The 13018-nt window shown below is 67.3% G+C and carries 18 protein-coding genes; 7 read left to right on the forward strand and 11 right to left on the reverse strand.

Annotated features, from left to right (window positions below; genetic code table 11):
• Positions 1–237: 237 nt before the first annotated feature.
• Together PU704_RS09165 and PU704_RS20140 are read right to left on the reverse strand one after the other, a co-directional pair.
• Positions 238–858 carry an SGNH hydrolase domain-containing protein gene (locus tag PU704_RS09165; RefSeq protein WP_338130226.1) on the reverse strand — a complete coding sequence of 207 codons (621 nt, stop codon included), beginning with the start codon at positions 856–858 and terminating at the stop codon, positions 238–240.
• Positions 859–1144: 286 nt separating this feature from the next.
• Positions 1145–1615, reverse strand: a complete 471-nt coding sequence (locus PU704_RS20140) for a phage terminase small subunit (protein ID WP_465261028.1) — start codon at positions 1613–1615, stop codon at positions 1145–1147.
• 599 nt (positions 1616–2214) lie between these two features.
• On the opposite strand from PU704_RS20140, the gene PU704_RS09175 reads away from it, so the two are divergent.
• On the forward strand, positions 2215–3114 hold the full coding sequence (locus tag PU704_RS09175) for a calcium-binding protein (RefSeq protein ID WP_277551094.1): 900 nt from the start codon (positions 2215–2217) through the stop codon (positions 3112–3114).
• Between the two features lie 256 nt (positions 3115–3370).
• Here PU704_RS09175 and PU704_RS09180 read toward each other — a convergent pair whose 3' ends face one another.
• The 8 genes from PU704_RS09180 to PU704_RS09215 all read right to left on the reverse strand — a co-directional run bounded on the left by PU704_RS09180 (position 3371) and on the right by PU704_RS09215 (position 7474).
• Positions 3371–3991, reverse strand: a complete 621-nt coding sequence (locus tag PU704_RS09180; protein ID WP_277551095.1) for a hypothetical protein — start codon at positions 3989–3991, stop codon at positions 3371–3373.
• Positions 3988–4275: a hypothetical protein gene (locus PU704_RS09185; RefSeq protein WP_277551096.1), complete on the reverse strand. Its 288-nt coding sequence runs from the start codon at positions 4273–4275 to the stop codon at positions 3988–3990. The genes PU704_RS09180 and PU704_RS09185 overlap by 4 nt, the downstream gene beginning before the upstream one ends.
• Positions 4272–5555 carry a hypothetical protein gene (locus PU704_RS09190; RefSeq protein ID WP_277551097.1) on the reverse strand — a complete coding sequence of 428 codons (1284 nt, stop codon included), beginning with the start codon at positions 5553–5555 and terminating at the stop codon, positions 4272–4274. Before PU704_RS09190 ends, PU704_RS09185 begins: the two co-directional genes overlap by 4 nt.
• A gap of 7 nt (positions 5556–5562) precedes the next feature.
• A complete protein-coding gene (locus tag PU704_RS09195) occupies positions 5563–6036 on the reverse strand; it encodes a hypothetical protein (RefSeq protein WP_277551098.1) in 474 nt (157 codons plus the stop codon).
• On the reverse strand, positions 6029–6208 hold the full coding sequence (locus PU704_RS09200; protein WP_277551099.1) for a hypothetical protein: 180 nt from the start codon (positions 6206–6208) through the stop codon (positions 6029–6031). Before PU704_RS09200 ends, PU704_RS09195 begins: the two co-directional genes overlap by 8 nt.
• A 24-nt stretch (positions 6209–6232) precedes the next feature.
• Positions 6233–6823, reverse strand: coding sequence for a helix-turn-helix domain-containing protein (locus PU704_RS09205; RefSeq protein WP_277551100.1), 591 nt, complete (start codon positions 6821–6823; stop codon positions 6233–6235).
• 73 nt (positions 6824–6896) lie between these two features.
• Positions 6897–7205, reverse strand: a complete 309-nt coding sequence (locus PU704_RS09210; protein ID WP_277551101.1) for a MerR family transcriptional regulator — start codon at positions 7203–7205, stop codon at positions 6897–6899.
• On the reverse strand, positions 7202–7474 hold the full coding sequence (locus PU704_RS09215) for a helix-turn-helix transcriptional regulator (RefSeq protein ID WP_277551102.1): 273 nt from the start codon (positions 7472–7474) through the stop codon (positions 7202–7204). The genes PU704_RS09210 and PU704_RS09215 overlap by 4 nt, the downstream gene beginning before the upstream one ends.
• Positions 7475–8326: 852 nt before the next feature.
• Between PU704_RS09215 and PU704_RS09220 the strand changes: the two genes are divergently transcribed.
• From PU704_RS09220 to PU704_RS09235, 4 genes are all read left to right on the forward strand, one after another.
• Positions 8327–8506, forward strand: a complete 180-nt coding sequence (locus PU704_RS09220; protein ID WP_277551103.1) for a hypothetical protein — start codon at positions 8327–8329, stop codon at positions 8504–8506.
• A 40-nt stretch (positions 8507–8546) separates the two neighbouring features.
• Complete coding sequence (locus PU704_RS09225) at positions 8547–9536, forward strand: hypothetical protein (protein WP_277551104.1); 990 nt, start codon at positions 8547–8549, stop codon at positions 9534–9536.
• Positions 9537–9665: 129 nt separating this feature from the next.
• Entirely contained in the window at positions 9666–10061 is a 396-nt protein-coding gene (locus tag PU704_RS09230) for a hypothetical protein (protein WP_277551105.1), read from the forward strand.
• 110 nt (positions 10062–10171) lie between these two features.
• Complete coding sequence (locus PU704_RS09235) at positions 10172–10525, forward strand: ImmA/IrrE family metallo-endopeptidase (protein ID WP_277551106.1); 354 nt, start codon at positions 10172–10174, stop codon at positions 10523–10525.
• Between the two features lie 451 nt (positions 10526–10976).
• Here PU704_RS09235 and PU704_RS09240 read toward each other — a convergent pair whose 3' ends face one another.
• Positions 10977–11138: a hypothetical protein gene (locus PU704_RS09240; protein WP_158041197.1), complete on the reverse strand. Its 162-nt coding sequence runs from the start codon at positions 11136–11138 to the stop codon at positions 10977–10979.
• A 741-nt stretch (positions 11139–11879) separates the two neighbouring features.
• Between PU704_RS09240 and PU704_RS09245 the strand changes: the two genes are divergently transcribed.
• Entirely contained in the window at positions 11880–12320 is a 441-nt protein-coding gene (locus PU704_RS09245) for an acyltransferase family protein (protein WP_277551107.1), read from the forward strand.
• Positions 12321–12377: 57 nt separating this feature from the next.
• Positions 12378–12917, forward strand: a complete 540-nt coding sequence (locus tag PU704_RS09250; RefSeq protein WP_277551108.1) for an acyltransferase family protein — start codon at positions 12378–12380, stop codon at positions 12915–12917.
• The last annotated feature ends 101 nt before the right edge of the window (positions 12918–13018 follow it).

Here is a 13018-nt window from a genome sequence, read left to right on the forward strand (position 1 = left end):
GTTCACGACGTCGTCGCGGAACTCCTTGGGATAGGGCTTGGGCATGGTGTACATCCTTCCATCGACGCCTCTCAGCGCCACAGATCAGGTGTCACCTATCGGTGCATCAGTCCCCAGCTCCGACGGGTCACCCAGGATGGACCTGGCGTCATGGTCGACGTCGTCCGGGCATGACAAAAGCGCCCCACCCTGCAGGAGCAGAGTGGGGGCGTCAGCACACCCTTGGAGTGCGATCGACTAATCGATGAGCCCAGCCATCTCACGGGCCAGAGGGCGATGCAAGGACTCACCGAAGGTCGCAGTGAGGTGATGGGCGTCCCGGTAGATCAGATGGTTGCCGACGATGACCGGGCAGGCCGCCGCGTTGCACAGGTGGTCGTTGAGGTTCAGGTGCGTCCCGCCGCTCGACTCCGTCGCCGCCTGCTCCGCCGCGATCAGGTCGGTCACGAAGGCCTGAGCGCGGGGGCGGACACATTGCTCAGCGTTTTCCAGATGTGCTGACAGACAGATAGCGGGTGTCGCCCCCATATCTGGGACGTCAGCCACGACGCCTACTTCGGTCACCTCGGACAGCGTCCGGACGGTCTCAGCTACAGCAGCATTCCACTGGTCTGCCGTGTGGAGGCTGCCGTCCTCGTTGGGGCTGTTGCTGCGGTTGGCGAGGAGAACGACGTCCGGCCGCGAGGCCACCAGGCGTTCGGTTACCTTGGCTCGCCACAGCTCGCATGAGTGATATGGCTGACCGTTACGGCTCGCCGGAACATCGACGGTAGTGCAGGAGCTCTTCGTGTTGACGTCCAAGCGTATGGCCCCCTTCCTCAGCCATCGCATGCAGGGCTGGGAACCAGGAGGCGGCATGGGAGTCCCCGAAAAGGGCAACCAGGGCGCCTCCTGATTCGTGCCGAATTGGCAACCCGAGGCGTCGACGGAGGTCTTGTCCCCGTGGCACCCGTTGGAGTAGATGAGCGGATTGTCGGTGGCCGCTTTCCTAAGGGAGGGCTGCAGGTTTGAGGGCACGTATGCGGTGCTGACAGGGGGTCGTTGTGTCGCGACCTCAGTCGCCGTCCGCCCCGCATGGAGCGGTTGCCGCTCAGTAATTTTCCTCGTTGTCGCGGAGGCACCAACGATGACTGCCGTTCGGGGCTCAGTCCTTGATCCGGCCGCGGCGCGAGTCCAGCGACGTCACCGACTCCTCAGCGGCGTCACCGACCGGCGTCGTCTCGGGCACTTGGATCTCCGAGCGCAGTCGCAGCCGGTCCTCCGGAGTCGCCCCGAACTTCGCCACGCGCAGCCGGATCTCGGCGGCGAACTCCCACCGGCCCTTGGACCACATCTGGTGGTGCATCAGCGCGGTGTCCAGCAGCACGTCCCAGTCCGGCTCGGAGAGCATCCGCGCCGCCTGCGGGGAGGACCGCCAGTGGTCCCACCACTTCCTCGTGACGGGGTGCCACGTCTCACCACCAGGCAGGACGTCACGGGGTAGGGTCGGGCCGAGCTTCGTGGCCGACTTCACCAGCTCCCGCGGGCGGTTCCGCTCGTCGGCGAGGTTCGTGCGCTCCGGGGTGTCGCGAGATCGCGATCGCCCGTGCTTTGGGGCCGGGCCGCTACCGGCCATAGTGGTCACCTCCCACGATGGAGCTCGGAATAAGAGACATGGTCGGTGCTTCCGAAGCAAGGCAATTATTGTGAAAAAGCAAATTCACAAGGCATCGACATGCGACAGTAAATCGATGACACGACACGTTACGGTCACGTAGTCACGGCACTCGTGACATGGAATAACGATTCGGCACACATACAAAGTAAATGCCCACGTTGGTCATCAAAACGAAGGATACTCAGGTACATGCAATCCGTTTCAGACGCTCGGGTTGCATTAGTTGATCCTGGTTCGCATTTAAGATATTCGGGATCGTAGGCCCCGTGTCAATTGCGTGTGTGCACCCAAGTGATGCGGACTCCTAGGTACATCACCGTCTCAAGTATGGACAAATTTACTAGCGCAGGAGCAGGACTGCTCGAGCAGTTTTACTTTGAGCAAATCTATTAAGCATCGGAAGCTGCAGAAGGTCCACATTGTCCTTGTCTAGCGCTGCGTAATGAGGATGCATCATGACCAATACAAGTAATCCGGACTCTGTCATTGCCGACCCCGCCGTTTCACGCCGTCCTAATAGACGTGGACGTGCCTCGCGAAGGCGCCTGTTAGGTGCCGTGGCCTCTGGCGTTCTCGCTGGTCCCACGCTCATTCTCGGCGCAGCGCCTGCCCAAGCCGCGGCGACCGGCGTCTATGTGAAGGATGGCATCCTGGAGGTCAGGGCAGGAGCGGCAACCGCCAATCGCATCACCCTCGAGTTGATATCCGTCGGATTTGCTCAGCTGCGATATCAGGTCACGGACACCGGGGGCACCGTAGTTCCCGGTCCAGGGTGTTCAAAGGTGAATGCGAACGTCGCCCGGTGCACCGTCGGCGGAGTCAAGTCCATCCAGATCAGGACGTTCGACGGAAATGACCGGATCGCAATTAAGGGAAAAATTGGAACGTGGGTAAGCGCCGGTGAAGGGAATGACTACCTAGATCTCAGTTCTGGCAATGACGTTGCGTATGGCGGGCCAGGTGATGACCAATTCTACGGCTGGAGCGGTAAGGACCGTATGTATGGCGACGCGGGCAACGACACTATGTACGGTCATAAAGATGCTGACACCATGTATGGCGCAGATGGCACCGACCGGATGTACGGCGGCGATGGAGCTGACACCATTCACGGGCAAGCAAGCCTTGACTGGCTGTACGGAGAAAACGGCAACGACACCATGTACGGCGCCCAAGGCCCCGACCGTATGTACGGCGGTGCCGGCAAGGACAGGATGCTGGGCGAAACCGGACACGACGTCATGACTGGAGGCTCCGACAACGACAAGGTCAATGGAGGCAATGACAACGACATTGTCACCGGCGACGTTGGGGACGATGAGTTGGCCGGTGGTGGCGGCGACGACACGCTCAATGGTAGGGACAATCGGGCCGCCAACGACGAGCTCTGGGGCGAGAGCGGGAAGGATTCTTGCTTGATCGATCCCGGCGACGTCACGCACACTTGCGAATCTTGACGTCCCATGCAGCATGGCGTCCCCCTTTGTGCGCGCGGTCGGTATTGAAGCGTGCACAAAGGGGAGCCGCCAATCTATGGCTTGCGTGTTAGTAGTAGCCTGAGTCGGTCGGTCGCCTCCTGGATTTGTGCGTCGAGCGGGACGAGCATCTTCTGCTCCCACTTGTGGCCGTTCGCGGCGATCTCCGCGCGGCGCGGTCCGGGTCGAGGTCGGCCGGAGTCGGGATCTTGCGCTGCGGGTCGTTGGTGCTCATGCGTCAGTCCTCCTGGGGGGTGTTGGTGAGTGCGGCGTAGCGGGCCTGGACCATCTCGTAGGCCGGGCGGGAGCATGCCTCCGAGCAGTGGGCGGCGGAGACGGGGCCGTAGCCGTGCAGGCCGGCAGGGTCTCGGGAGCCTTTGAAGGTGCGGCCGCAGACGGCACAGACGTGCTGGTCGTAGAGCGGGCCGCGGCCGTGCTGGCAAGAGATCCAGCTACCGGAGGCGATCCGGTCGCAGTGGTCACAGTCCCCGGGGTCGTCGTGGATCTGCAGGTGGAAGGTCCCGTCGTCGATGGCGTATCGGAGCAGCGGCGAGAAGCTGTAGCTACGGCGGCACCGTCCGCAGTACTCGAATGCCCAGCGGTCACCCGTTGCGTCATCGCGCGTCCCGAGCCCACCGGCGGCCGGATCGTCCGTGGCCACCCGCCTACCGCAGAGCCCGCACCGCCCGGCGGTGGCCAGGTACCGCGTCCCGTCCTCTCGCACTCCGCCGACGCGAACGTGGAACACGACCAGCGCGCCCGGCCCGCGGATCTCCTGGGCGCCGAACGCCGGGGACTCCTCCGCGCTGGCCAGCAGCTCGAGCAGGTCCAGCTGGCCGTCGATCGTCTCGGCGTTCATGCCGCCCACCTCCGCTCCATGGCGCTGATGTGCGAGCCCTCCCACGGGTCGCACGGCTCGGCCAGCGCCCGGATGCGGCGTGCCAGGTCGTGGCGGCCGACGCGGTCGAGGTAGCGCTGGGCGGATTCGGTGTTCGTGAACCCGGCCCGCTTCACGACGGCCTGGGCGTTGCCCTCGAACTGGAGGAGGAACTCGACGTCCTCGATGCGGGCTTGCCGGCGGGCCTCCACGCACTGCGCGCGCTTGGCGCGGGCGGCTTCGCCGCGCTTCGACTGGGCGGTCATGCCGCACGCTCCTCGGTGCGGCGCCGGAGGTCGGGCATGAGCCGGAGGACGTCCTCGCGGTTCATGCGCCGGCACGCCTGCCTCGCGGCGATCACGTTGGCGTACCCGGCCTTGGAGGCCGCAGCCTCGCGGGCCACACCCTCCTGCAGTAGGCCGGCGAACACGTCGATCCGTGCGATCGCCTGGTCCCGCTTGAGCTGCGCAGCGGTACGGCGCGCGGAGGCGGTGGGGCCGGGGTGGCTCGACTTGGGGACGCGGTCCGCCTTGGGCTTCGGCGCCGGCTGCGGGCGGGTTTGGCGGCCGGCCCGGTAGTCGTCGAGCTCTGCCACGCGATAGCCGCGCCCGCCCTTGGCGTTCTCCACCGAGGGGATGCGCCCCTCCCGGGCGTAGCGGTCGAACGTGCGGATCGTGTGCCCCACGTACTTGGCGGCCTCCCATCGGTTGAGCACGACGTCCGGGTGGAATCGAGCCGGGGCCCCGTCCTCGGCGGGCGGCACAGAGCGCATGCCCGATCGGATCTCCTCGGCCGTGACGATCGGGCGGCGCGTCGGCGGGGCCATGTCCGTGCCGTGCCTCTCGGCGTAGGCCAGCGCCAGCTCACGACGACGCCGTGCGGCCTCCTCGACGGTGATGGCGGTCAGCGGGACGCGCTGCCGGGCGGTCGCCGGGCGGGCCGGGGTGATCGGGCCAGGCATCTCCTTCGCCCAGGGGCGGGGTGCCGGCGCCCCGGCCTGCGTGTGGTGCATACGATCCAGGGCGGCCATGTCGCCGGTGTCCGACGCCGGCGCCACGGCCGCGAGCGCGGTCGGGCTTGCCTCGCGGCGGGGGCGGGACGGTCGGCGGACGGGGCGCGCGAGCTTCGGAGCTTCCTTGGTGTCGCGCGTGACCGGGGTGACGGGCACGCGGGTCCTGGCGGTCGCGGTGCCGGACAGGCGCTCGGCCTCGGCGGTCGCCGCCTTGAGACGGTTGTGGCCGTGGCGGGCGCCGTCCTCCTTGATCCAGGCGGGGAGCGTGTCGAGGGCCTGCTGGGCAGGGTCCACGGGCGCGGGGGCGGGGGCGGGCAACTCGGCGGCGGGCGTCGGCTCATGCGCCGGGGCGACCGGAGCCGCCGGAGTCTCCGGCTGTAGGGCCTGGGCAGTCTCGGCGGTGATGCCGTGCCGGTCCCCACACTTCACGCAGACCATGACCTCGTCGGTCAGGACCGCGGAGGCGCGCTCACCGGTCTTGGGCTTCTTGCCCAGAGGTGCGAGGAAGATCCCGCACTTGTCGCACCAGATCATCGCTCCGTCACGCGGCATCGGAGACACCGCCCTCCGTGGCTGGGCGGGCACCGTGCTCGTCGATCAGGCCGACCTGGCGCATGAGGCGGGGCAGGGCGCTGAGGGCGCCGGCGCCGGTGCCGTGGTGCTCGAGCATGTGCTCCTGGTGGTTCTCGTCGATCAGCCAGATCTCCCACTCCGCGACGAAGAGCTGGGCGCGGCGGCCGGTGAGGTTGCGGGAGTCCGCGGCCGGCAGCGAGTGGAGGCGGACACCGTCGACCGAGCGGACGAGCAGGCGCGGGCCCCCGGTGCGACGCGGGGGGCGCGTGGGGTCGGTGATGGGCGGAGTGAGAATGCTGTGGACGAGGTGCACGGGAGTCTCCTTGAGGTGCTGGACGGTGAGGGGGATCCGCTCGAGCGCGCAGTGCAGCTGCTCGATGGCGTCGGGGCCGGACTCGTGCATGGCCGCGAGCGCGGTGAAGAACTTGCGGAGGTCAGCCACGGTCGGCCACCTCCTCGGCGCGGTCGGCGCGGGCCGCGGCCGGCAGGGCCACGAGCGCCACGGCGATGCCGGTGAGCAAGAGGACGATGGGCAGGCCGCCGGAGAGCGGGCCGGCCGCGGGGCCGAGCAGGTCGGTGATCGCCGTGACGACGGCGAGGAGTGCGTCAGACATGGTTGGTCTCCTGGGCTTGGCGGGTCAGCCGCGGCGGTTGCGGTGGCGCATGACGCGCCCGAGGGCCAGCGCCAGGGGGCCGCAGAGGGAGAGCCACCCGGCGATGCCGAGGGCGAGGGCCGCACCGAGGTGGCCGGTCACGAGGGCGCCGAGGCCCATGAGGACGAAGACGGCGCCGGCTACGGAGCCGAGCACGGCGAGCGCCTCGACGCGGCGGTCCACGGCGGTGCGGGTCTTAGCCGGCGGGAGGCCGGGCCACTCAGGGAGCTCGGGCAGGACGCCCGGCTGCTCGAGGGCGATCTGGGCGAGGAGCCGGTTGGCCGGGATACCGAGACGGTTCTCGATGGCCTGGGCGCGGCGGCGGGTGAGCTCGGCCTCGGGGGCGGAGCCGGACTCCAGCCGCTCGACGAACTCGATGGCGTAGCGGCCGTGCATGCCCATGGCCGCGGCGACGTCGGCCTGGGTGCAGCCCGCGTGGAGGCGCTCCAGGTGGAACTTCCGGCCAAAGCGCCGGCGCTGATCCGGGGAGAGGCCGGGAGAGTTGGGCTGGACGTCGAGACGCTGGGCACGAACCGCTGGGTGGTCCGGGGTCAAGAGCATCTTGTCGAGGGACATCGGTAGACTCCTTCTTGGATTCATGGCTTGGATCTGTCGGCCGCCGCCTGTTGCACCAGGTAGGCGGCCTTCTTCATGCGCTCTGGCGGGCGCGGTGGGCCGAGCGCGAGCGAGGGGTGGAACGGAACGGGTCGACCTGCTCGGCCTCGGTGGTGACGGCGGCCAGGTGCGGCTCCGCCTTCTTCTTCGCCGGCACCTGCCGGGTGTCCCGGAGCAGGGCCTTGATGTCCTCCGGGAAGAAGACGACCTTGTTGCGGGCCCCGCGGTGGTGGGCGACCTTCCCGGCGGCGGCCATACGGCGCAGCTCGTGCTCGCCGTAGAGGCCGGTCATCTCAGCGACCTCGGCGGGGGAGTAGCCCCGGAAGTCCTCGATGTCGCTCACGCCGCCACCTTCTTTCTGGCCGTCTTGGATTGGCCGTCAATTTGTCGGGCATCAACAGACACCTTGGTCAAAAAAAGATCGTCGACTCCACAGCCGAGAGCCTTCGCGATACGCAGTGCGGGTTCAGGGTTGAGGGTCTTCGCGTCTCCGCGGAGCAGGCTGCCGAGGTAGCTGTGCGTTTTCCATCCGGCCAGCTGTGCGAGCTCCCGCTGGGATACGTCTTGGATGACAATCAGCTTCGCCAGCTTCTTGCGGTCGTGGAGTTCCATCCAGAGATCTCCTAACTGGGGGACGGGTGTCTCGATGCGTTTCACTGTATGAGGTTTCCTTCCTGGTGTCCAGCAATCTCCGACAAATGTATGGCCTTGGTGCCCACGTGGCAAGAGCATGACGCCCTAAATCCGCGCCGTTTCGCGCTAGGGTGGGGGTGATTTGGGCGACTTCTTAGTGCCCACCCCCGCGTCAATCTCAGTGCCCGTTCGTTCGCACCGTCCGGGAATCCCAGTCAGGATCGAAGCGTGAACGCACCTCAGACACTCGGAGCACTCATCCGGGACAGGCAGGCCAGCACCGGCTGGTCCCTCCGCGACCTCTCGGATCGGTCCCCCGCAGGGGCCGGCCTGAACAAGGACCGATGGGGGGAGTTGCGCCGAGACGAGGCTAAGACCTTCTCCGGCGCGCAGCTGCTCGGCATCGCCGAAGCCCTCGGTGTTCCCGAGAGCACCGTCGGCCGCGCAGCGCTGGCCACCATGGGCGTTACTGCCCAGGCCGGCAGTGCAGTACGGATTGAGGACGCCGTTCGCACCGACAACGACTTGAGCGAGCACGACCGCCGGATCCTTCTGGCAGTCCTGCGCGAGATGCGGACGGAGCGTGGTGGGAATGCAGTCAGTACCGCCCCCATTACCCACGCGGGGGAGAGCCCCGCGACAGACCCGGAGCGCAGTGAGCGCTCCTCCGAGGAGTCGTCGCTGGAGTGGGTGGAAGCTGGATCGCGTGACGATTTCCACCCTGCGGCTGACCGAGCAGCCCAGGAGCGCCACGATCGTCGTGAGCGCCCCACGGGGGATTCTTTTTCGGCCGAGGTATCTACCTCCCCTAGGGGTAGGGTGCGCCCCGCGGTGACTAGCGCTGAGGAGGACGAGCTGGCCCGCCGGCGCCGCGAGCGCGAGGCGGCGAGCGCCGAGCAGCAGGAGATCCCGCTGCCGGACGAGGACCTGATGGCCGGCTACGACGCCCCCTCGGAGGGCCGTGCCATGCGTGAACAGCAGGACGCCGACGCCGAAGGCTCGCAGGACTAGATCACGAATCCGCTCGGGCTGGGCGGGGAAAAGGGGAGAGATGGCGAGTAAGCCGCAGAAGACCGTCAGTTTCTGGCAGCTTGTGGATGTCCGTGATGGAGAGGCATTTAGGGACGAGCCATGGCCCGAGCACCTCGCGTCGCTGCATGGTGCTCGCCACGCAGCCGTAGTCTCAGGCGTTGAGGTCGCCGGCAAGGTGCGTTCCTTCACGGTCCCCTCGGAGCTGGAACAGTACGTGGCCGATGGTGTTCAGCAGGGAGCTCACCCTGAGGCGCACCGTCTGGGCATGTACGGGGTATCGGTCTGGACGGAGCGAGACACCCTACCCGTGCAGGCCAATAGGCGGACCGGCGATCAAGCTGAGATGCGGACCAACTCAGAGGAGTGGGCCGCCGTTGACAACCTTTTCGTCTGGTTCCTTCCATTCGGCAACATGTTCGCTGTCATGCGGGAGAACAACTCAGCTCCCCGCGAGGGTGCCTTCGTCAGCTGGCTGACCCAGGTCCTGCGGAGGGAAGGCATCATGGCTGACACTCAAATGCAGCTCGATGTTGCACCCGTCATTGACGAAGAACGGCGCCGGAAGCTTCGGGAGGCAACTGGTGCTCGTCAGGTGACACTAGGTTCCGTGATCGGGTTGCAAGACGGCGGGATGGGGTGGATGGAGACTCTCTTTGCCCGCGGGCCGCGTCGTAACTTCCAGTCCCTCAACGTGGAGTTGGTCGTCAAGAAAACTCAGGATTCTACCCCCGAGGACATGGCGAACCTCCTAGACTGGTTCGAAGAGACATTCGGTAGTCTCGAGGCCGATCAGGGTGGGGCGACCAAGGCCTCGGCAAAGGTCAATCTTGAGGGCCAGCGTCGCTCCGAGGAGGTCAACTTGCTGCGGCATCGTCTGACGCAGAAGGTTCGCGTCGAGCTGGGCACAGAGCAAAGCCAGAGCCTCAAGGCAGAGCGAGCCATGGACCGTCTCGTGTGGGCGTACTCGCGGAACTACACCGACTTGCTTAAGGCCGCCGAGCTCGACTGACAGTTAGAGGAGGAGAGCATGGGCCGCGACACCCCATCATTCGAATCTCCAAGTCGATGGTCTCCGCTCTTTGCGGCCGCCGTCCTGCTAGCCCTGGGCCCCGTGGCGGCCCACTTCATGCAAGCTCCCATGGCTGACTTGAAGGAAGATGCCATCACGACTGGTCTCACCAACGTGGCGACAGTGGCCGGCGTGTCGAGCGGCCTGTCGCTGGCCGGCCTTGCCGTGCTGAGCCTCCAAAGTGAGAATCTTCGAGCCCTACTGCGGGAATATGGCGGTATCGTCCGCTACTTCCTGTTCGGCGGCTACGCCGTCGTCGTCACGGGCGCGTTGTTGTGTGGCTTCATCGCGATGTTCCCTGGCTGGCCACCATCCCGATGGATCCTCGTCGCGGTAGCCGTCTATACCCTTGAGCAGCTGATCCTAACGGCACTACTCATCAGCAACGCCTACGCATGGCACAACGCCCCCCGTCGAGTGCCGCGACGGGAACGTCCTGGATTCAGCGCAACCACACGCAGTTAGATCGACCGGTTCGCGCGCGTGTCGAGTTTCTTGTCCTGTCCCCAGGACGCTTTACGTTCGAACACATGGACCCATGGGCTGTGCTCCCCCCGCACATCACTGTCCAGCACATGACGCTGGAGAGGCTGTCGGCTGTAACCGACGGTCACTCCACGATTTGGCTGGACGACCGACTGACCGAGACCGAAGCTCGCTGCGCGCTGGCGCACGAGCTCGTGCACCTTGAGCTCGGACACATCGGCCACCAACCTCAGGCGGTCGAGGAGAAGGTCAGGGAGGATGCGGCTCGAAGGCTGCTACCCCTCCAGGCCCTTTACACCCACCGGCACTGGCAGGGCCGGCTGTACGGGTTGGCCGAGGACCTCGGCGTCACGGAAGCGGTCCTCACGGATCGGCTGCGCTGGCTGACCCAGGAAGAACGCCTGCTCCTGGGGCTCCTCTTCTGGGGTCCAGGCGAGAGCTGAGGGCCCGTTGACGTTGTCAACGACGGTCCGTCCGGGCAGGCAACCGTGGCGTTTCATTCCGCACAGTTCCGGGGGTGGTCCGTAGCGTTACCCCAGGTTGCGCGGTGTTCGACTCCCTCCTGGGGCACACCGAACGGACCGCCGAGAGCCCCGTTCCGACCGGCTGGTGCGCCGGTCGGAACGGGGTTTCCCCATGTCCGGGGCTGGGTGCCACCAGGATCGCTGTGGCCGGCTGGGGGAACGAGCACGTCCGGCACCCCGCAGCCGCCCCCCTGGTGAGCGGCCGGAGCGGCCGCCGCCGGCCGTCACCACCGCCCCTGCGAGCCTCCCGCGCTCCGTGGGCTTCAGGCAGACTCACGTGTGCAGCCCTGAGCGCTCCTGGGCGGGCCTGGACGTTCTCTTCCGGTGGCCCCGCTTGCTCGACGCGCACGAGGGCGTCGCGGCACGTCCGTCAGCGCGGGAGCGTTTCGCGAGCGTGGTCGATGAGCTCGCCGACCATGCCGACCCAGACCTGGCGTTGGAACTGGGTCAGCGGCTCCGCCCCTTCGGCGACGGCGGCCTGCAGCAGGTCGTGGAAGCGGGCGATGTCCTCGAGGCGCTCCGGACTGATCATACTTTTGAGGCTATCCGAGATGTCCTGCGTGCCCCGGACAGGCCGCAGGCTTTCGCCTCGACTCGGCGCCGCCGGGCGCCTCGGCCGTGGAGCCATACAGCTGAGGGGGTGCCCGAGGCCACATTACCGTCTGGTAGTTTACTCTCGGCACTGGCTCACACCGGTGCGGCAGCCCGCGCTGCGCCGTTCCCTGACGGCGTCCGGCTGCACCATGCGCTCACGCGCAGCGGAGCGCCCCCACCCTCTCCCGGGCGGGGGCGCTTTCGTGTGGCTCCCCATGTTCGCGCGGTGGGGGCAGCACCGAGCGTTGAGGGTGCTGGGGGATCCTCGATCCCCATCGGGCCGGATCTGCTCCCGGTGTTCCGGGAGCGGACGCAGGCCGGGGAGGTCACCACTGGAAAGTGCGGCGCTGTGGCGCGCCACGAGCCGGCGCAGAGACAGGCATCCGCACGCATCCAGCGACATCAACGGATCGATCATCTCGTCGTCGGGGATTCCGGTCCGTTCCGGGGTGCGGGAAAACGCTTCGTCGGCCAGGCTGTCGCACCCCCGTCGTCGCACCCCTGTCGTCGCGACGGATGCGCAGCCTGCCGCGGCCGGGAGGCCAGGCGTGAGCGCGGCAGCCCGGAGGATGACTCGTCACGCAGTGCGGTCGTGATGGCGCTCCAGGAGTTGGCAGGTGAGAATACGATCCTCACCCGCGGGGTCGGGTGAGGTCCCTCGCAAAGAGTCCTGCCGCTCATGACACTCGAGGAACGGCTCAGCAGCCGTCACAACCTTCTCAACGCCGTCCGCATCGTGTTCGCGGCCATGGTCATCCTCGGTCATGCGTGGCCGCTCACCGGTGTCTCCGGGCACGGCCCGGAGTTCCTCTCGGACGTGGCCGTCAACGGCTTCTTCCTGGTGAGCGGTTATCTCATCGCGGAGAGCCGCACGCGGACGCAGTTCGTCCCCTACCTCTGGCGGCGCCCCCTGCGGATCTATCCGGGTTTCCTCGTCAGCCTCCTCGTGATGGCGGCGATCTTCGCGCCGCTGGGCGCCCGCCTGGGCGGCCAGGCCTTCGACCTGCGCTCGGCCGCGGGTTTCGTGGTGTCGAACAGTACGCTCAGGATCACCCAGTGGGAGATCGACGGGTCGCTCGCCGGAGCCCCCGTCGACGGGGCGTGGAACGGCTCCCTGTGAACCCTCTTCTACGAAGCGGTCGCCTATCTCGCCCTGGGGGCAGTGCTCAGCCTCTCCGTGGCCGTCCGGCGAGCCCGGTGGGACCTGCCCGCGCTGGCCCTGGCGGTCACCGGCCTCCGCGTGCTGGCCGAGGGCCCGCTGGAGGTCACCACCACCCACTACCTCAACGGGCTCCGGCCCACCGGCTACTTCCTGGCCGGCGCGGCCGTCTGGGGCTGGTCCGACCGCTGGAGACCACGCCCGTGGCACATGGCGGCCGCGGTCGTCGCGTACCTGGTCCTGACCAACGAGGGCTGGGCGGACCTGTTCGGCCAGTTCCCGCTCGCCGTCGCGGTCCTCGGCATCGGGTCCCTGCCCTCCCGCAACTGGACGACCCGCACGGACCGGTCCTACGGCGTCTACATCTACGCCTATCCCGTCCAGCAGCTGCTGGTCATGCTCGGCACCGCGGCGTGGGGCGTCAGTACGAACATCGTGCTCACCGTGATCCTGGTGCTGCCCCTGGCCCTCCTGTCCTGGACGCTCGTGGAGAAGCCGGCGCTGCGCGCCGAAAGACTCCTCGACCCGCGGGTCCCGGTGTCGCCGAGCCCTCAGTAGACGGACTCGGCGGTCGACGGCTGCGCGGCGACGCGCGGCTCCGGGTCTCGCTGCCGGCGTGCGACGGCCTCCGCTGTACGCGGCGCCGGTTCGCGCGGCCC

The sequence above is a fragment of the Kocuria oceani genome (genome assembly GCF_029524215.1).
GTDB lineage: Bacteria > Actinomycetota > Actinomycetes > Actinomycetales > Micrococcaceae > Kocuria > Kocuria oceani.